This is a genomic window from Cellulomonas fimi ATCC 484 (assembly GCF_000212695.1).
In the GTDB taxonomy this organism is placed as follows: Bacteria; Actinomycetota; Actinomycetes; order Actinomycetales; family Cellulomonadaceae; genus Cellulomonas; species Cellulomonas fimi.
The window spans coordinates 2993419-3012142 of the sequence record NC_015514.1 but is presented as its reverse complement, the minus strand read 5'-3'; the positions used below and the strand labels follow the sequence as shown (position 1 = coordinate 3012142).

At 74.0% G+C, this 18724-nt stretch carries 19 protein-coding genes; 16 read left to right on the top strand and 3 right to left on the bottom strand.

Annotated features, from left to right (window positions below; genetic code table 11):
- Positions 1–13: 13 nt before the first annotated feature.
- Complete coding sequence (locus tag CELF_RS13680; RefSeq protein ID WP_013771864.1) at positions 14–1732, top strand: glycoside hydrolase family 13 protein; 1719 nt, start codon at positions 14–16, stop codon at positions 1730–1732.
- 7 nt (positions 1733–1739) lie between these two features.
- On the opposite strand, the gene CELF_RS13675 is transcribed toward CELF_RS13680, so the two are convergent.
- Positions 1740–2369 (bottom strand): AMIN-like domain-containing (lipo)protein, encoded by a 630-nt coding sequence (locus tag CELF_RS13675; RefSeq protein WP_013771863.1) that lies wholly within the window; start codon positions 2367–2369, stop codon positions 1740–1742.
- 233 nt (positions 2370–2602) lie between these two features.
- On the opposite strand from CELF_RS13675, the gene CELF_RS13670 reads away from it, so the two are divergent.
- From CELF_RS13670 to CELF_RS13655, 4 genes are all read left to right on the top strand, one after another.
- A complete protein-coding gene (locus tag CELF_RS13670) occupies positions 2603–3523 on the top strand; it encodes an ABC transporter ATP-binding protein (RefSeq protein WP_013771862.1) in 921 nt (306 codons plus the stop codon).
- The gene (locus CELF_RS13665; protein WP_013771861.1) at positions 3520–4518 is read left to right on the top strand and encodes a hypothetical protein; all 999 of its coding nucleotides are present in this window, start codon (positions 3520–3522) and stop codon (positions 4516–4518) included. The genes CELF_RS13670 and CELF_RS13665 overlap by 4 nt, the downstream gene beginning before the upstream one ends.
- Positions 4519–4635: 117 nt before the next feature.
- On the top strand, positions 4636–5526 hold the full coding sequence (locus CELF_RS13660; RefSeq protein ID WP_013771860.1) for an ABC transporter ATP-binding protein: 891 nt from the start codon (positions 4636–4638) through the stop codon (positions 5524–5526).
- The gene (locus CELF_RS13655; protein WP_013771859.1) at positions 5523–6383 is read left to right on the top strand and encodes an ABC transporter permease; all 861 of its coding nucleotides are present in this window, start codon (positions 5523–5525) and stop codon (positions 6381–6383) included. The genes CELF_RS13660 and CELF_RS13655 overlap by 4 nt, the downstream gene beginning before the upstream one ends.
- Positions 6384–6449: 66 nt before the next feature.
- Here CELF_RS13655 and CELF_RS13650 read toward each other — a convergent pair whose 3' ends face one another.
- On the bottom strand, positions 6450–6911 hold the full coding sequence (locus CELF_RS13650; protein ID WP_013771858.1) for a nitroreductase family deazaflavin-dependent oxidoreductase: 462 nt from the start codon (positions 6909–6911) through the stop codon (positions 6450–6452).
- Between the two features lie 63 nt (positions 6912–6974).
- Between CELF_RS13650 and CELF_RS13645 the strand changes: the two genes are divergently transcribed.
- From CELF_RS13645 to CELF_RS13595, 11 genes are all read left to right on the top strand, one after another.
- Positions 6975–8330 (top strand): sensor histidine kinase, encoded by a 1356-nt coding sequence (locus CELF_RS13645; RefSeq protein WP_013771857.1) that lies wholly within the window; start codon positions 6975–6977, stop codon positions 8328–8330.
- Positions 8327–8950 (top strand): response regulator, encoded by a 624-nt coding sequence (locus CELF_RS13640; protein WP_013771856.1) that lies wholly within the window; start codon positions 8327–8329, stop codon positions 8948–8950. Before CELF_RS13645 ends, CELF_RS13640 begins: the two co-directional genes overlap by 4 nt.
- An 86-nt stretch (positions 8951–9036) precedes the next feature.
- Entirely contained in the window at positions 9037–9624 is a 588-nt protein-coding gene (locus CELF_RS13635; protein WP_013771855.1) for a pyridoxamine 5'-phosphate oxidase family protein, read from the top strand.
- Positions 9625–9816: 192 nt separating this feature from the next.
- The gene (locus tag CELF_RS13630) at positions 9817–10374 is read left to right on the top strand and encodes an AMIN-like domain-containing (lipo)protein (RefSeq protein ID WP_041554357.1); all 558 of its coding nucleotides are present in this window, start codon (positions 9817–9819) and stop codon (positions 10372–10374) included.
- Positions 10375–10397: 23 nt separating this feature from the next.
- Complete coding sequence (locus tag CELF_RS13625; protein ID WP_013771853.1) at positions 10398–10949, top strand: AMIN-like domain-containing (lipo)protein; 552 nt, start codon at positions 10398–10400, stop codon at positions 10947–10949.
- A gap of 304 nt (positions 10950–11253) precedes the next feature.
- Positions 11254–13131 carry an acetolactate synthase large subunit gene (locus CELF_RS13620; RefSeq protein WP_013771852.1) on the top strand — a complete coding sequence of 626 codons (1878 nt, stop codon included), beginning with the start codon at positions 11254–11256 and terminating at the stop codon, positions 13129–13131.
- 97 nt (positions 13132–13228) lie between these two features.
- Positions 13229–13753: an acetolactate synthase small subunit gene (gene ilvN, locus CELF_RS13615; RefSeq protein WP_013771851.1), complete on the top strand. Its 525-nt coding sequence runs from the start codon at positions 13229–13231 to the stop codon at positions 13751–13753.
- A 55-nt stretch (positions 13754–13808) separates the two neighbouring features.
- Positions 13809–14837: a ketol-acid reductoisomerase gene (ilvC, locus tag CELF_RS13610; protein WP_013771850.1), complete on the top strand. Its 1029-nt coding sequence runs from the start codon at positions 13809–13811 to the stop codon at positions 14835–14837.
- A gap of 102 nt (positions 14838–14939) precedes the next feature.
- A complete protein-coding gene (locus tag CELF_RS13605; protein WP_013771849.1) occupies positions 14940–15488 on the top strand; it encodes an ASCH domain-containing protein in 549 nt (182 codons plus the stop codon).
- A 58-nt stretch (positions 15489–15546) separates the two neighbouring features.
- On the top strand, positions 15547–16614 hold the full coding sequence (locus tag CELF_RS13600; RefSeq protein ID WP_013771848.1) for a 3-isopropylmalate dehydrogenase: 1068 nt from the start codon (positions 15547–15549) through the stop codon (positions 16612–16614).
- A 110-nt stretch (positions 16615–16724) separates the two neighbouring features.
- A complete protein-coding gene (locus tag CELF_RS13595; protein ID WP_013771847.1) occupies positions 16725–17834 on the top strand; it encodes a branched-chain amino acid aminotransferase in 1110 nt (369 codons plus the stop codon).
- Positions 17835–17899: 65 nt separating this feature from the next.
- On the opposite strand, the gene CELF_RS19600 is transcribed toward CELF_RS13595, so the two are convergent.
- Complete coding sequence (locus CELF_RS19600; RefSeq protein ID WP_013771846.1) at positions 17900–18571, bottom strand: DUF6069 family protein; 672 nt, start codon at positions 18569–18571, stop codon at positions 17900–17902.
- Between the last annotated feature and the right edge of the window lie 153 nt (positions 18572–18724).

The following is an 18724-nucleotide window of genomic DNA, read 5'->3' as shown; positions in this document are numbered from 1 at the left end:
GGAGCCCGACCGCATGACGTGGACCGTCGAGGACGCCCCGTGGTGGACCCGCGCCGTGGTGTACCAGGTGTACCCCCGCTCCTTCGCCGACTCCGACGGCGACGGCATCGGCGACCTGCGGGGCGTGCTCGACCACGTCGACCACCTCGAGGCGCTCGGCGTCGACGTCGTGTGGCTGTCGCCGATCTACCCCTCGCCGCAGGACGACAACGGGTACGACATCAGCGACTACCAGGACGTCGACCCCGTGTTCGGCACCCTCGCGGACCTCGACGCGCTCGTCGAGGCGCTGCACGCGCGCGGGATGCGGCTCGTCCTCGACCTCGTCGTGAACCACACCTCCGACGAGCACCCGTGGTTCGTCGAGTCACGGTCGTCGGCCGACAGCCCGAAGCGCGACTGGTACTGGTGGCGCCCGCCCCGGCACGGCATGGCAGCGGGCCAGCCGGGCGCCGAGCCGACCAACTGGCGGTCCTTCTTCTCCGGCCCCGCGTGGGAGCTCGACGAGGCGACCGGCGAGTACTACCTGCACCTGTTCAGCCGCAAGCAGCCGGACCTCAACTGGGAGAACCCCGAGGTGCGGCAGGCCGTCTACGCCATGATGCGCTGGTGGCTCGACCGCGGTGTCGACGGCTTCCGGATGGACGTCATCAACCTCGTCTCGAAGGACCCGGCCCTGCCCGACGGCCCCGTGCACGACGGGGTGCTGGGCGACGGCAGCGCGGCCTACACCAACGGCCCTCGCATCCACGAGTTCCTGGCCGAGATGCACCGCGAGGTGTTCGCCGGGCGGTCCGACCGGCTCCTGACCGTGGGGGAGATGCCGGGCGTCACGGTGGAGCACGCGCGCCTGTTCACCGACCCCGCGCGCGCCGAGGTCGACATGGTCTTCCAGTTCGAGCACGTCGGTCTCGACCACGGCCCGGGCGGCAAGTTCGACGTGCGTCCCCTGCGGCTGCGCGACCTCAAGGCGTCGTTCGGGCGCTGGCAGGCCGAGCTCGCGGACGTCGGCTGGAACTCGCTGTACTGGAACAACCACGACCAGCCGCGCATCGTGTCGCGGTTCGGGGACGACGGCCGCTACCGGCGGGAGTCCGCCACCATGCTCGCGACCGTCCTGCACCTGCACCGCGGCACGCCCTACGTGTACCAGGGCGAGGAGCTCGGCATGACGAACGCCGGGTTCACGTCGTTCGACGACTACCGGGACATCGAGTCGCTGCGGCACGTCGCCGAGGCGCGTGCGTACGGGTACGCGTCCGACGCGGAGCTGCTCGCGGGGCTCGCCGCGATGAGCCGCGACAACGCCCGCACGCCCGTGCAGTGGGACGCCTCCCGGCACGCCGGCTTCACCACCGGGACGCCGTGGCTGCCCGTGACCCCGAACCACGTGGACGTCAACGCCGCGCGCGAGCGCGCCGACGAGCGGTCGGTCTTCCACCACTACCGCCGGCTCATCGAGCTGCGGCACACCGACCCCGTCGTCGCGCTCGGGGACTTCACGATGCTGCTGCCCGAGCACGAGCACGTGTACGCGTTCACGCGCTCGCTCGACGGGGACACGCTGCTCGTGCTCGGCAGCTTCTCGGGCGAGCCGCAGGAGGTCCAGGTCGACGGTGCGGCGGGATCCGCGCCCGTGCTCGGCAACTACGCCGACGACGCCCCGCCCGACGCGGACGGCCGGGTGCGGCTGCGGCCGTGGGAGGCGCAGGTCCGGCGCCTGCGGCGCTGAGCGGACCTCAGGAGGTCTGCACGTCCACGACGACGCGCACCGGGTCCTGCAGCGCGAACACCCGGAACGGGCGCGGCATCCCGTCGAGCCCGACCACCGACTGCGTCATGCCCTCGAACGTCAGCGGGCGGGTCACCTCGACGACGGTCCCCTCGCGCGGCCCCACGTCCTCGCCGAACTCCGTCTGCCCGGTGTCGGTGGGGTAGCCGGTCCCGGTCAACCAGACCTCCAGGACTGCCTCACCCGCGACGTCGACCGGCGCGCCGCTGCCGTCCTGGAACGCCTGCTCGACGTACTGCACGCGCCACCCGGGCACGCCGCCGCCGCCCAGCTCGTACACGACACGGTCGTACCCGTCGTGCGACCCGACGCGCACGTCGACGACGGTCACGCGCTCGCCCGACGGCTCGGCGGTCGCGACCGTCGCGGCGGGCGAGAAGTCGCCGTCCGCCGTCGCGTCGTCCGCCGTCGCCGACGGGCTCGTCGTCGGCGCGGAGGACGAGGGCGAGCTCGCGGACCGGCTGGGCGTCGGCCCCGGGCTCGCGCCCGCGTCCGGCGCCGCCCGCCCGCACCCGGCGACCCCCGCGACCAGCGCCAAGCCGACCACGACCCCGACCACCGACGAGCCCTTCGCCATCGCCACCCTCCCTCGCGTGCCCCCAGGCTAGGCCCCACCCCCGCTGAGAGGGCGACATCGCCACGAGAGCGCGACATCCACGTCGCCGTCTCGCCGGGACGTCGCCGTCTCACAGGTCTCCGGGGTGGGCCGAGCGGGTGAACCGGCCGGATCGGGGCGAGGGGGACGCAGGGCGGGCCGATGGTGAGGGGGAGGACGGGAGGTCGGACATCGGCGCACGGGACGAACCAGCGGTGCGCGTGCGCGGGCTGCGCAAGACGTACCGGACCTTCACGCTCCGGCAGGTCGTCGCGGTCGACCACCTGGACCTCACCGTCCCCGCGGGCGGCGTGCACGCGTTCCTCGGCCCCAACGGCTCGGGCAAGACGACGACGATCCGGATGCTCCTCGGCCTCGCGCGCCCCGACGCGGGGTCGGTGCACGTGTTCGGCACCCCGGTGCCGGAGCGGCTGCCCGACGTCGTCGGTCGCGTCGGGGCCATCGTCGAGAACCCCAAGTTCGTCCCCGGCTTCTCCGGCCGCCGCAACCTGCGCCTGCTCGCGACGGCCGTCGGCGTGCCGCACACGCGCGTCGAGGAGGTGCTCGAGCGCGTCGGCCTGCGCGAGCGCGGCGTCGACCAGTTCCGCCGCTACTCGCTCGGCATGAAGCAGCGGCTCGCGATCGCCGCGACCCTGCTCAAGGACCCGGACCTGCTGGTCTTCGACGAGCCGACCAACGGGCTCGACCCCGCGGGCATCCGCGACGTCCGCGCGACCATGCGCGGGCTGGCGGACGAGGGCCGCACGGTGCTCGTCTCGAGCCACGTGCTCGCCGAGGTGGAGCAGGTCGCCGACACGGTGTCCGTCGTCGCGCGCGGTCGTCTGGTCGCCGAGGGGACGGTCGCGCAGCTGCTGACGGGCGGCGGCCCCGCGCCCGTGCGCGTCGGCGTCCCGGACGCGGGTCCGGCGCGCGACCTGCTCGCCGCGCAGGGATGGACCGTGCGGCCGGACGGCCGGTCGCTGCTCGTGCAGGGCGCGCCCGGCGCGGCACGGGTCAACGAGGTGCTCGCGCGCGGGGGCGTGTTCGCCGACGAGCTCCTCGAGGTCCGGCGGGACCTCGAGTCGGTGTTCCTCGAGCTCACGGGCACGCCGACCAGCGGGGAGGGCGCGGCATGAGGTCGCTCCTGCGGGCCGAGCTCGCACGCGCCGGCGCGCGCCCCTTCGTGTGGTTCGTGGCCGCGGCCGTGCTGCTGGGCGTGGTCGGCCTCGTCGCGACCGGCTGGTGGGCCTCGCGTCCCCCGACGGCCGCGCAGACCGCCGCCGCCGACGCCGCGTTCGCCGACGCGATGCGCGTGTGGGAGGCCGACGCCGACGCCGTCCTGGAGACGTGCCGGCAGGTGACCGCCCAGGAGGACCCCGCGCTGTCCGCCGCCGAGGTCGCGGACCGGTGCGCCACGATGGTGCCGGTCCGGGAGGCGTTCGACGCCTGGCGCCCCGACGCGGCCATCCTCGTCGCCGAGCGTCTGCCGTCGGCCGGCGTCATGGTCCTGCTGGGCGCGCTGCTGCTCGGCGCCGGCCTCGTGACGGCCGAGTTCCAGTCGGGGGCCATCGGGACCTGGCTGACGTTCGCCCCGCGACGCGGTCGCGTCTTCGTCACCAAGGGCGCAGCCGCGCTCGCGGTCGCGGTGCCGACGGCCGCCGTGGCGCTCGCGCTCCTCGTGCTCGGCCTGGTGGTCGTCGCGGCCGTGAACGGCGTGCCGTCGCAGGTGCCCGCCGAGCACTGGGGGCGCGTCGCGGGCGAGGGGGCGCGGTGGGTCGTCGCCGCCGCGGGGACGGCCGCGCTCGGTGTGGGGCTCGGGTTCGCGCTGCGGCACGCGGCCGCGGTCACGGGCGTCGCCGTGTGGTGGGTCGCGGCCGTCGAGAGCGCGCTGCCGCTCGTGCTGCCCGCGGTCCGGTGGCTGCCGTTGTCGACCAACCTCACGGCGTGGGCGACCGGGGAGGCGACGTACACGGTCCCGGACTGCGTGCCCGACCCGACCGCACCCGCCGGCGAGCTCTGCCGCGACGTCCTGCACACCGTCGGCGCAGGTCAGGGCGCGCTGGTGGCCGGTCTGCTCGTCGCGGGCGCGCTCGCCGCGGGCTGGTGCGCGTTCCGTCTGCGGGACGTCTGAGGACCCGGGAGGCGCCTCGCGGTCCTCCCACGGACGTCCGTGTCCACCGATCGGTGGACGGGCGTGCCGGTGCGTCGGTCGTCGCGCGACGACGGGCCCGGCGACGACGCTGGAGCCATGACCACACGACCCAGCAGCTCCCCGGCCATCGAGGTCGCGGGCCTGCGCAAGCGGTACGGGCGCAAGCAGGCCGTCGACGGCCTCGACCTGAGTGTCGAGCGCGGGGAGATCGTCGCGATCCTCGGCCCCAACGGCGCCGGCAAGACGACGACGGTCGAGATCCTCGAGGGGTTCCGGCACCGCGACGACGGCGTGGTCCGCGTGCTGGGGGAGGACCCGCAGACCGCGGACCGCGACTGGCGCGCACGGATCGGCGTCGTGCTCCAGGGCACGAACGACCTCGCGGAGGCGACGGTCGCCGAGCTCGTGCGGCACTTCGCCCGCTACTACCCGGACCCGCGCGACCCGGACGAGGTGATCGACGCCGTCGGGCTGCGCGAGAAGGCGCGCGTGCGCGCGCGTCAGCTCTCGGGCGGGCAGCGCCGCCGTCTCGACGTCGCTCTCGGCATCGTCGGCCGGCCCGAGCTGGTGTTCCTGGACGAGCCGACCACGGGGTTCGACCCGCAGGCGCGGCGCTCGTTCTGGGACCTCGTCGAGGGCCTGCGCAGCGACGGCACGACGATCCTGCTCACGACGCACTACCTCGAGGAGGCCGAGCGGCTCGCCGACCGGGTCGTGGTCGTCGCCGACGGGCGGGTCGTCGCGGAGGGCACGCCCGACGACCTGGGCGGGCGCGGCGCACGGCAGGCGGTCGTCCGCTGGGTCGACGCCGGCGGGACGCACGAGGTCCGCACCGACACCCCGACCCGCACGGTGACCGAGCTGGCCGCCCGCTACGACGAGATCCCGGAGCTGCAGGTGCTGCGCCCGACGCTCGAGGACGTCTACCTCGGGCTGCTGCAGGGCGCCGGCGCGCAGGTCCACGAGCTGCAGGAGGCCGTGCGATGACCGCCACGACGAGCACCACGACGACGTCGCCCGCACCGCGGCGCTCGCACCCGGCCCGGCTGCCCGGGACGCTGGCGCTGGGCGTCGAGCGGGCCCGCTACGAGCTGCGGGTGTTCTTCCGCGAGCGCGACGCGGTCGTGTTCATCTTCGCCTACCCCGTCATCATGATGGCGATCTTCGCCGCGGTGTTCGGGCAGGACGGCGCGACCGTGCAGGCCGGGGGCGTCGACATCCCGTTCGCGCAGTACTTCCTGCCGGGGATGATCGCCACGGGCGTCGTGCTGTCGAGCTTCCAGTCCCTCGCGATCTCGATCTCGGTGGAGCGTGACGAGGGCGGGCTCAAGCGGCTGCGCGGCACCCCGCTGCCCGCGGCGGCGTACTTCCTCGGCAAGATCGGCCAGGTGCTCGGCACGCAGCTCGTGCAGACCACGATCCTGCTGGCCGTCGCGGTCGCGCTGTTCGACGTGACGCTGCCCGACACGGCGGGCGACTGGCTGACGTTCGCGTGGGTGTACCTGCTGGGGACCGCCGCGGGCGCGGTGTGCGGCGTCGCGTTCTCCTCCGTCCCGCGCTCGGGCCGGTCGGCGAGCGCGGTCGTCACGCCGATCGTGCTCGTGCTGCAGTTCATCTCCGGCGTGTTCTTCCAGTGGGACAGCCTGCCCGGCTGGATGCAGCAGGTCGCGTCGGTGTTCCCGCTGCGGTGGCTGGTCGAGGGCATGCAGGCGGTGTTCCTGCCGGAGGCCGTCGCGGGCGACGCGGAGCTCGTGACGACGGCCGCCGTGCTGACGGCGTGGCTCGTGGTCGGCCTCGTCGTCGGCGTGCGGTTCTTCCGCTGGCGGCGGCGTGACGACGGCTAGGTCGGTCGTCGCGCACGGCGCGCACCGGGGTGCCTGGGAGGGAGGCGCCCCGGTGCGTGCGCGTCGTCAGACGGGCCGCAGCCGGAACACCGGGTGGGTCGCGACGAGCGGGACGAACGCCTCGACGGGATCGGTCGGCGCGACGTCGAACACGCGCCGCACGACCGCGACCTCCTGCAGGTACTGGCGCAGCACCGGCGCGCCGACGGCCGCGTCGACCTCCTCGACGGCGAGCCGCTGCACGGCCCGGCCGCGCCGCACGTCGACGACGCCCGCGGCTCGCACGTTCGCGACCCAGCCGACGGGCCCGTACGGCGCGACCAGCCAGCGCGTCCCGTCGCGCTCGACGAGCGTGACGGGCGTGGTGCGCGGCTGCCCCGAGGTGCGCCCGGCGACGGTGAGCAGCACGGTGCCGCGCGGTCCGCTCCCACGGCGCACGAGGGCGGTGACGACACCGTCCACCGCGCGTCGCAGCACGCCCCGTCGACGCGTCCCCGAGGTCCGTCCGGCCGCCCGTCCCGTCGTCATGCGCGCATCCTGCCCGGTGGTGGTCGCCGTGTCGACGCCGCCGCGCGTGGCAGGCTCGGCGCCATGACGCGCACCCGGCCGCCGGCGCCCGTCGACCGGCACGAGTTCTGGGTCCGCTCGCTGCGCGGGTGGGACATCGGCTTCTACGCGATCACCGCGGTCGCGGCCGTGCCGATCCTGGTGGAGGCGGACAGCCCCGGCGGTGCGCTCGTCGCGGGGCTCGGGCTCGCGGTCCTCGTGGTCGCGTACCTGCTGCTCGGGAGGCCCGGGGCGATCCGCGGCGACGTGCGCCTGACGCGCCCCTACCTGCTGGTGCTCGTCGCGGTGCTGCTCGTCGAGGTGTCCGTCGCGAACCTCGGCGCCGTGATGCTGTTCGTCGCCTACTCGCAGATCTGGTTCTTCTCGACGACGCGGCTCGAGGGCGTCGCGTGGTGCGTGGTGCTCACGGTCGCCTTCGCGACCGCGCTCGTCGTGGCGGACCCGTCGGCGGTGGCCGAGCCGCGGGCCCTGCTCGGACTCGTCGGGCAGGCCGGCACGGGCCTGGTGTTCGCGATCGCCCTCGGGCTGTGGATCACGTGGGTGTCGGAGCAGAGCGAGGAACGCGCGGCGCTCGTCGAGCGGCTCGGTGCGGCACAGGCCGAGCTCGCCTCGACGCACCACGCCGCGGGCGTCCTCGCGGAGCGCGCGCGGCTCGCCCAGGAGATCCACGACACCCTCGCGCAGGGGTTCACGAGCGTCGTCATGCTCGCCCAGGCGGCGTCGGCCGAGATCGCCCGGGACCGGCTCGCGCCCGCCGCGGAGCGGGTCGACCAGATCGAGGCCGTCGCGCGTGACAACCTCGCGCAGGCACGTGCGCTCGTCGCCGCGTTTGGGCCGCCCGAGCTGGAGAGCGGCACCCTGGCCGACGCGCTCGACCGCCTGGCGACCCGGTTCGAGGCCGAGACCCGGGTGCGGGTGGAGGTCGACGGCCTGGACGGCCTGGGTGCCGTGGGACCGGAGCAGGCAGTCGTGCTGCTGCGCGCCGCGCAGGAAGCCCTCGCGAACGTGCGCAAGCACGCGGGCGCGCAGGCGGTGCGGCTGTCGGTGCGTCGCGACGGCGACGATGTCCTGCTCGAGGTCGCCGACGACGGACGCGGGCTGCCCGTCGACGTCGTCGAGGGCGTCGGGCTGCGGGGCATGCGCGAGCGCGTGGACGCGGGCGGCGGGACGCTCGAGGTGGGCAGCGGACCGGGCGGCGGCACGCGCGTGAGCGTCACGCTTCCGACCGCCGGCGCTGCGCCGACGGGCACGACGGCGACGGCAGGCACGACGGGGACGGCAGGCACGACGGGGACGGCGAGCCCGACGGGCGCGACGGGACCCGCGGCGAGGGTGCCGACGGGTGGGACGCCTGCGGGCGGGACGAAGGAGGACGCATGATCCGGGTGCTGCTGGCGGACGACCACCCCGTCGTCCGGTCCGGCCTCGCGGGGATGCTCGGGCTCGAGCCGGACCTCGAGGTCGTGGGCGAGGCGGCCGACGGCGAGCAGGCCGTCGCCCTCGCGGCCGAGCTGCGGCCGCACCTGGTGCTCATGGACCTGCGCATGCCGGTCCTCGACGGCGCCGCCGCGACCGCGCGCATCACGGGCACGCTGCCCGGCGTGCGCGTCCTGGTGCTCACGACGTACGAGACCGACACGGACATCCTGCGCGCCGTGGAGGCGGGCGCCACCGGGTACCTGCTCAAGGACACGCCGCGCGACCAGCTCGTCGCGGGGGTCCGGGCGGCCGCGCGCGGCGAGTCGGCGCTGTCGCCGTCCGTCGCACGCCGGCTCGTGCAGCAGGTGCGCGGGGAGCAGGAGCGGCTGACCGCGCGCGAGCAGGAGGTCCTCGCGGGCGTCGCCCGGGGCCTGTCGAACGCGGGCATCGGGCGCGAGCTGTTCATCACGGAGGCGACGGTCAAGACGCACCTGCTGCGCGCGTTCGCGAAGCTCGGCGTCGACGACCGGACGCGCGCGGTGACGGTGGCCATCGAGCGGGGGATCCTGCCGGGCGCCTGAGCGCACGCCCGGCCCGCGGACGCCCGGGGGTGCGCGACGGCGCCCGCGGATAGCCTGCCGCCGACGGGAGCGGCGGAGGAGGGCGCATGGGCAAGGTGCACGAGCGGATCGACGACCGGATGCGCACGTTCCTCCTCGCGCAGCACGTGTTCTTCGTCGCGACGGCCCCCAGCGGCGACGGCGGGCACGTCAACGTGTCCCCGAAGGGGATCGACGGCTCGTTCGTCGTGCTCGACGACCGCACCGTCGCGTACCTCGACCTCACGGCCAGCGGTGCCGAGACGATCGCGCACCTGCGCGAGAACGGCCGCATCACCGTGATGTTCTGCGCGTTCCAGGGGCCGCCGAACATCGTCCGCCTGCACGGCCGCGGCCGGTTCGTCACGCTCTACGACGAGGGGTTCGCGGAGCTCGCGGCGCTGTTCCCGGAGACGCGTGGTGCGCGGGCGGTGGTCGTGGTGGACGTCGAGCGCGTCTCCGACTCGTGCGGCTACGGCGTGCCGCTCATGGAGCACGTGGGGGAGCGCGACCTGCTGCCGCCGTACATGGAGCGCAAGGGCGAGCAGGGCCAGGCGGCCTACCGACGGCAGAAGAACCGGACGAGCATCGACGGCCTCCCGGCGTTCGACTTCGACCCCGAGCCGGACCCGGAGCCGCAGCCGGGATCGGTCTGATCACGGTTCACCCACGCCCGTCGTATCTGCACCCGGCCTCTGGTACACCTTCCCGTGTGGGCGCAGCACGACCGCCGGCCCGCCCCGCACCGCCCACCCGACGGGCCCGTCCCGGCGCCCGACCGCGACGACGACGTCGCGGCCCGGGTGCCGCACCTCCCGCAGGTCCTGCTCCTGTCCAGGTGGTGCACGATGCGCAAGTTCCTCGTCGGCGGGCTGCTGCTGCTCCTCGCAGCCGGCCTGCACCTGCTCGCCGCCCCGGCGGCGTCCGCCGCGCCGTACTGCGGCCAGGTCTGGGGCTCTCAGCCCCGCGCAGCCGGAGACATGTCGGCCGGCACCCTCACGAACGTCCGCGCCGGTCGGCACACGTGCTACGACCGGCTCGTGCTCGACGTCGACGCACCCCTGACGGGGTGGTCGGTGCGGTACGTGGACGTCGTCACGCAGGACGGGTCCGGCTTCCCGGTGGCCGTCCGCGGCGGTGCCCGTCTGGAGGTCGTCGCCCGCGTCGGCGTCGTCCCGACGGACTCGTGGTTCGTCGGCGACGGCGGGCGGCTCATCGACACCTCGGCGTACCGGACGTTCCGTGACGTCGTGTGGGCGGGCAGCTTCGAGGGCGTGACGACGATCGGGCTGGGCGTGCGTGCCCGGCTGCCGTTCCGTGTGTTCGTGCTGGCCGGGCCCGGTGACGGGTCGAGGCTCGTGGTCGACGTCGGGCACCAGTGGTGCGAGACGGGGACCACCTGCTGATGTCGGTCGTCGGGAGGTCGTCCGTGCGCACGACGTCCGTCGCGGGCCTGGCGCTGCTGCTGGCGGTGGGGCTGCACCTGCTCGCCGCCCCGGCGGCGTCGGCCACGCCGTACTGCGGTCAGGTCTGGGGCTCGCAGCCCGAGGTCGTGGGGACCGCTCCGGGCGGCCAGCTCCGGGCGGTCCGCACGGGTCGGCACGAGTGCTTCGACCGGATCGTCCTGGACGCCGTGCACTTCGTCTCGAGCTACTCCGTGCAGTACGTCGACGTCGTGACGGAGCAGGGCACGGGTGCTGCGGTGCCCGTGCGCGGGGGCGCCCGGCTGGCTGTCGTGCCGAACGTCGGGCACGCCCTGTGGCCGACGCCGGCGACGGGGGCGTCGATGGCCGACGTGAGCGGGTACCGCACGTTCCGGGACGTCGTGTGGGCGGGCAGCGCCGACCGTGTGACGACGATCGGCCTGGGCGTGCGCGCCCGGCTGCCGTTCCGCACGTTCCTGCTGCCCGGGCCGGGCAACGGCTCCCGGCTCGTGGTCGACGTGGCGCACCAGTGGTGCGACCCGGGCACGACCTGCTGACGCCTCCCTCAGGCCCGTGCCGCCCGGTCGTCCCGCTCCGCCAGGGGCCGACCGGGCGACACCCGCACCTTCCGTCAGGTGGACACGTGAACCACGATGTGAGACGGGGTGACACCGAACCGACGGAGGCGTAGGGTCGCTCGCGTGCAGACGATCCTCGTAGTACTTCCTGAGCGCGCCGGCTGAGGCCACCGCACCCAGGCCCCGTCCGCGCGCGCACCCCTCGTCCCGCCCGTCCTCGGGCCCGAGGGGTTTTTCTGTGTTCCGGCCTCTTCTCATCGACCGCACCACCAGGGAGACAACGATGGTCCAGGGTCCTCACCCGGCACCGCCGCGTACGCCCGCGCCGCCCGCACCGCAGGCCAGCCCTGCGGTCGTCGCGCACGCCCGAGCGGACCGCGACCGGGTCGTCGTCGGTGCGGGCTCGACCGTCGAGAAGGTCACCGGTGCGCAGTCGATCGTCCGCTCCCTGGAGGAGCAGGGCGTCGAGGTCGTGTTCGGCATCCCGGGCGGCGCGATCCTGCCCACCTACGACCCGCTCATGGACTCCGCCAAGGTGCGGCACATCCTCGTGCGGCACGAGCAGGGCGGCGGCCACGCCGCGGCCGGGTACGCCTCCGCGACGGGCCGGGTCGGCGTCTGCATGGCGACGTCCGGCCCCGGTGCGACCAACCTCGTGACCCCGATCGCGGACGCCCACATGGACTCCGTCCCGCTCGTGGCGATCACGGGGCAGGTCGGCGCGTCGCTCATCGGCACCGACGCGTTCCAGGAGGCCGACATCGTCGGCATCACGCTGCCGGTGACGAAGCACAACTACCTCGTGACGGACCCCGACGACATCCCGCGCGTCATCGCCGAGGCGTTCCACATCGCCGCGAGCGGGCGCCCGGGCCCGGTGCTCGTCGACATCGCGAAGTCGGCCATGCAGGCGCAGACGACGTTCAGCTGGCCGCAGGACATCACGCTGCCCGGCTACCACCCGGTCACCAAGCCGCACGCCAAGCAGATCCGGGAGGCCGCCCGCCTGCTCGCGACCGCCCGGCGGCCCGTGCTGTACGTCGGGGGCGGCGTGATCCGCGCCGGCGCCGCAGCCGAGCTGCGCGCCCTGGTCGACACCTCGGGCGCGCCGGCCGTCACGACGCTCATGGCGCGCGGCGCGCTGCCCGACACCCACCCGCAGCACCTCGGCATGCCGGGCATGCACGGCACGGTGGCGGCCGTCGCCGCGCTGCAGCGCGCCGACCTCATCGTCGCGCTCGGCGCACGGTTCGACGACCGCGTCACGGGCCAGCTGTCGAGCTTCGCCCCGAACGCGACGATCGTGCACGCCGACATCGACCCCGCCGAGATCGGCAAGAACAAGGCCGTCGACGTGCCGATCGTGGGCGACCTGCGCGAGGTGCTCGCCGACCTGCTGCCCGAGCTCGCCCGCGAGCACGGCCAGCACGGCAAGCCGGACCTCGAGGCCTGGTGGAAGCAGCTCGACGCGTGGCGCGAGACCTTCCCGCTCGGCTACGACGAGCCGTCGGACGGCCACCTGGCCCCGCAGCACGTCATCCAGCGCATCGGCGAGCTGTCGGGCCCCGAGGCCGTGTACGCAGCGGGCGTCGGGCAGCACCAGATGTGGGCGGCGCAGTTCATCAAGTACGAGCGGCCCAACTCGTGGCTCAACTCCGGCGGCCTCGGCACCATGGGCTACTCCGTGCCCGCGGCGATGGGCGCGAAGGTCGGCCAGCCCGACCGGACCGTGTGGGCGATCGACGGCGACGGCTGCTTCCAGATGACCAACCAGGAGCTCGCCACCTGCACGATCAACGACATCCCGATCAAGGTGGCGGTCGTCAACAACTCGTCGCTCGGCATGGTCCGGCAGTGGCAGACGCTGTTCTACGAGTCGCGCTACTCCAACACGGACCTGCACACCGGCCACGGCACGGTGCGCGTGCCGGACTTCGTCAAGCTCGCCGACGCCTACGGCTGCGTGGGCCTGCGCTGCGAGACGAAGGCCGACGTGGACGCGACCATCAAGCGCGCGCTCGAGATCGACGACCGTCCCGTCGTCGTGGACTTCACCGTGTCGCGCGACGCGATGGTGTGGCCCATGGTCGCTGCCGGCGTGAGCAACGACGACATCCAGTACGCCCGGGGCATCAGCCCGGCGTGGGACCGGGAGGACTGAGCGAAATGGAGCGGAAGTTGAGGGCTGAAGCGAAGCAAGGCACTCGGCTGGAGCGGAATGCAGCCTCAGCCCGACCCATCGAGACCGAGGACTGAGAATGAGCCGCCACACGCTGTCCGTGCTCGTGGAGAACAAGCCCGGTGTGCTCACGCGCGTCGCGGGCCTGTTCGCCCGCCGGTCCTTCAACATCCATTCGCTCGCCGTGGGCCCGACGGAGCACGAGGAGATCTCGCGCATCACCGTCGTCGTCGACGTCGACGAGCTGCCGCTCGAGCAGGTGACCAAGCAGCTCAACAAGCTCATCAACGTCATCAAGATCGTCGAGCTCGAGGACGCGGCGTCCGTGCAGCGCGAGCTGCTGCTCGTCAAGGTCAAGGCGGACACCGCGCAGCGCACCTCGGTCCTCGAGGTCGTCCAGCTGTTCCGGGCGCACGTCGTCGACGTCGTCCCCGACACGGTCGTGATCGAGGCGACCGGCAGCCCGGGCAAGCTCGGCGCCCTCCTGACCGCCCTGGAGCCGTTCGGCATCCGTGAGATCGTGCAGTCCGGCACGGTCGCCATCGGGCGCGGGTCGCGCTCGATCACGGACCGGGCGCTCGAGCGCGTCTCGCGCACCGCCTGACCCCGACCATCCCCCCGCACGTCGCACCACCCCACACCACCTGAGGAGATCCACCGTGGCTGAGCTGTTCTACGACGACGACGCCGACCTGTCGGTCATCCAGTCCAAGAAGGTCGCCGTCATCGGCTACGGCAGCCAGGGGCACGCGCACTCGCTCAACCTGCGCGACTCCGGCGTCGACGTCACCGTGGGCCTGCGTGAGGGCTCGGCGTCGCGCGCCAAGGCCGAGAACGAGGGCCTCAAGGTCGCGACGGTCGCCGACGCGGTCGCGGGCGCCGACGTCGTCGTCATCCTCGCCCCCGACCAGGTGCAGCGGATCGTCTACCGCGACGAGATCGAGCCGAACCTCAAGGACGGCGCCGCGCTCGTCTTCGGCCACGGCTTCAACATCCGCTTCGGCTACATCAAGCCGGCCGCGAACCACGACGTCCTCATGGTCGCCCCCAAGGGCCCGGGCCACCTGGTCCGCCGCGAGTACGTCGACGGCCGCGGCGTGCCGGTCATCGTCGCCGTCGAGCAGGACGCGTCGGGCGACGCGTGGAAGCTCGCGCTGTCCTACGCCAAGGCGATCGGCGGCCTGCGCGCCGCGGGCATCAAGACGACCTTCACCGAGGAGACCGAGACCGACCTGTTCGGTGAGCAGGCCGTGCTGTGCGGCGGCGTCTCGCAGCTCATCCAGTACGGCTTCGAGACCCTGACCGAGGCCGGCTACCAGCCCGAGGTCGCGTACTTCGAGGTGCTGCACGAGCTCAAGCTCATCGTCGACCTCATCTTCGAGGGCGGCATCACCAAGCAGCGCTGGTCCGTCTCCGACACGGCGGAGTACGGCGACTACGTCTCGGGCCCGCGCGTCATCACGCCCGACGTCAAGGCGAACATGCAGGCCGTCCTCGCGGACATCCAGAACGGCGCGTTCGCGAAGCGCTTCATCGACGACCAGGACGCCGGTGCGCCGGAGTTCAAGGAGCTCCGCGAGAAGGGCCAGAACCACCCGATCGAGCCGGTCGGCCGCGAGCTGCGCAAGCTCTTCGCGTGGGTGAAGCCCTCGGACTCCGACTACGTCGAGGGAAGCGCGGCGCGCTGACCCTGCGGCTCTCCGAGGGGCGTGCGTCCGGGCTGTCCGCCCAGGTCGCACGCCCCTCGTGCTGCACGACAAGATGGGGCCACCACCGACGGAGGGACGACGATGACCGACGAGGCGACGACCGACCTGACGGGCGAGGAGCCGGACCAGCGGGTCAGCGCGTTCTGGCAGGCAGCTCGCGGCCACCTGGGGCTCGGCAAGCTCGACTCCGTGCTGGGGGAGCAGCCGAAGGACGTCGTGCCGCCGCCCTCGTGGTCGTTCGGCGACTCCCCGGTGCTCGCGGACCAGCTCCTGGGCCTGGTGCTCGACGGCCGCAAGACGGGCACGTCGACGGCGCTCGCGGAGTTCGAGACGGAGGGCCTCGACCTGCCCGTGGTGGGCGACCTGTCGATCGTCGTCGACGGTACGGGGGAGCCGCGTGCGCTGCTGCGCACGACCGAGGTCGCGGTCGTCCCGTTCGACCAGGTCGGCGAGGACCACGCACGTGCGGAGGGCGAGGACGACCTGTCGCTGACGTCGTGGCGCACCGAGCACGAGCGGTACTGGCGTCGGGTGCTCGGCGACGACGCGTTCCGCGCGGACCTGCCGGTGGTGACGGAGCGCTTCGAGCTCGTGTACCCCACCACCGGCCCGACTCCGGCCGTCGACTGACCGTCCGTCACCTGAGACACACCGGTCCGAGTCGTGGGACGGCGGTAGGCTGCCGCGCATGAGCGCCAGCACCACCGCCCCCGCGGACCTCCGTCTCGCCGTCGTCGCCGGCGACGGCATCGGCACCGAGGTCGTCGAGCAGGGCCTGCTCGTCCTCGAGGCCGCGCTGCACGGCACGGGCACGCGCGTCGCCACCACGGACTTCGACCTCGGCGCGCGCCGCTGGCACGCGACGGGCGAGACGCTGACGGACGGCGACCTCGACGCGATCCGCGCGCACGACGCGATCCTGCTGGGCGCGATCGGCGACCCGACGGTGCCGTCGGGCGTGCTCGAGCGCGGCCTGCTGCTCAAGCTCCGCTTCGCGCTGGACCACTACGTCAACCTCCGCCCGGGCCGTCTCTACCCCGGCGTCACGAGCCCGCTGGCCGACCCCGGCGACGTCGACTTCGTCGTCGTCCGCGAGGGCACCGAGGGCCCCTACGTCGGCAACGGCGGCGCGATCCGTGTGGGCACGCCGCACGAGGTCGCGAACGAGGTGAGCGTCAACACGGCGTTCGGCGTGGAGCGCGTGGTGCGCGACGCGTTCGCTCGTGCCGCGGCCCGGCCCCGCAAGAAGCTCACGCTCGTGCACAAGCACAACGTCCTCGTGCACGCGGGGCACCTGTGGCGTCGCACGGTCGAGGCCGTGAACGCGGAGTTCCCCGACGTCACGGTGGACTACCTGCACGTGGACGCGGCGACGATCTTCCTCGTGACGAACCCGTCGCGCTTCGACGTGATCGTCACCGACAACCTCTTCGGGGACATCCTCACCGACCTCGCCGCCGCGATCACGGGCGGGATCGGCCTGGCCGCGTCGGCGAACATCAACCCGGACCGCACCGCGCCGAGCATGTTCGAGCCCGTGCACGGCTCGGCGCCGGACATCGCGGGCCAGGGCAAGGCCGACCCGACCGCCACGGTCCTGTCGGTCGCGATGCTCCTGGAGCACCTCGGCCTGTCCGACGCGGCGCGCCGCGTGGAGTCCGCGGTGGCGTCCGACCTGGCCGAGCGCGGGTCGGCGGAGCGAGTACGGTCGACGGCCGAGGTGGGCAAGGACCTCGCCGCGCGCGTCGCCGGCTGAGACCCGTCACCCGCGGCCGCCGCACCCCGAGCAGGGGGCGGCGGTCGCCTGTCCACCCGGCCGTCCTCACCGGTACCGTCATCAACGACCCTGGTGAAAGGCCCCCCGACATGAGCACCCTCGCAGCACCCTCGTCCGCCGACCTGTTCACGCTCCACCGGACGGACACCCCGGTCCCCGACGCGACGCGCGAGGCCGCGCTGGCGTCGCCCAAGTTCGGCACCGTGTTCACCGAGCACATGGCCCGCATCTCGTACATCGACGGCGAGGGCTGGCACGACCGCCGCGTCGAGAAGTACGGCCCGCTGCAGCTCGACCCCGCGACCGCGGTCCTGCACTACGCGCAGGAGATCTTCGAGGGGCTCAAGGCGTACAAGCACGCCGACGGCTCGGTGTGGACGTTCCGCCCGCAGGCCAACGCGGCACGCTTCGCGCGGTCCGCGCAGCGCCTCGCCCTGCCGCAGCTGTCCGAGGCGGACTTCCTCGGCTCGATCACGGCGCTCGTCCGGACCGACCGGGCGTGGGTGCCGTCGGGCGAGGAGACGAGCCTGTACCTGCGGCCCTTCATGTACGCCTCGGAGAGCTTCCTCGGAGTGCGGCCGTCGCTGGAGGCCGAGTACCTCGTCATCGCGTCGCCGGTGGGCCCGTACTTCGCGGGCGGCCTCACGCCGGTGTCGATCTGGGTCGACACCGAGTTCCACCGCGCGGGTGCGGGCGGCACCGGGGCGGCCAAGTGCGGCGGCAACTACGCGGCGAGCCTGCTGCCGCAGCAGCGCGCGTACGAGAAGGGCTGCGAGCAGGTCTGCTTCCTCGACGCGACGACGAACACGCTGCTCGAGGAGCTCGGCGGCATGAACATCGTCGTGGTCGGCGCGGACGGGTCGGTGTCGACGCCGCCCGTGTCCGGCTCGATCCTCGAGGGCGTCACGCGCGGCTCGATCCTGCAGCTGCTGACCGACGCGGGACACGAGGTCTCGGAGCGCCCGATCCCGCTCGCCGAGCTGCGCGCCGGGATCGAGGACGGCTCGGTGGCCGAGGTGTTCGCGTGCGGCACCGCCGCCGTCGTGACCCCGATCGGCCGCCTCGCGAGCGACGACTTCGACCTCACCGTCGGCGACGGCGGCACCGGCCCGGTCACGGGCCGCATCCGCGCGGAGCTCACCGACATCCAGTACGGCCGCGCGACCGACCGCCACGGCTGGCTCCACCGCCTGGTCTGACCCGGGCACCGCGGACGACGAGCGCCGGCACGGCCCCCGCACGGGGCGGTGCCGGCGTTCGCGCGTCAGCCGAGGACTGCGGGGCGACGCGTCCAGGTCAGCACGCCGGACAGCAGCGACCACACCGCGATCCCGACCACCAGGTGCACGATCCCCGTGGCGACGGCGGCGGTCACGTCCTGGGTCCACGTCAGGGGCAGCAGCGCGACGACGAGCGTCCCCAGGCCGACGATCCAGCCGAAGAACGCCCGCGGGCGCGGCGTCGTCAGGACCAGCAGGTGGAGCACCGCACCCGCCGCCACGGCGGCGAGGACCGCTCCGACGACGAGCGCCGTCGTGGTGCTGCCGGTCGCGAACAGGTCCCCGACGACGAGGTCGATCCCGAGGATCTCCTGGAACACCACGACGCCGACGACCGCGACGAGCGCGGCGACCACGGCGGTCGCCGCGACGCCCGCCCAGAACCGGCCGGCGTCGAGCGTGGGCCGGGCGGCCACCACGGGTGCGACGGGCACCGCGGCACCGGCGGGGTACAGGGGCTGGGCGGTGGCCGGCGCGACGACCGGGGGAGGCGTCGCCGCGACGGGTGCGGGCGCCGGAACGGGCGCCATCGCAGCCGTCGGGGGTGCGGGCGGCGGCGTCCCGGCGGGAGGGGCGGGGGCGGGTGGCACCGCGGACGCGGGGCGGCGGACCGGCGGGGTGGGCTCGCCCGGGTGGGCCGGGTCGGGGACGGACATGTGTCTCCTCGCAGCTCGTGCTCGGGCGTCGCCCGCGAGGTGCGAGGTCGCGGCGACGCCTGTCCATTGGGTGGAACGAGTGACCGCACCGCGTGCGCTGTGCCACGATGAAGCCGTGACCATCATCACCCTCATTATCGAGTAGCGCGTCAG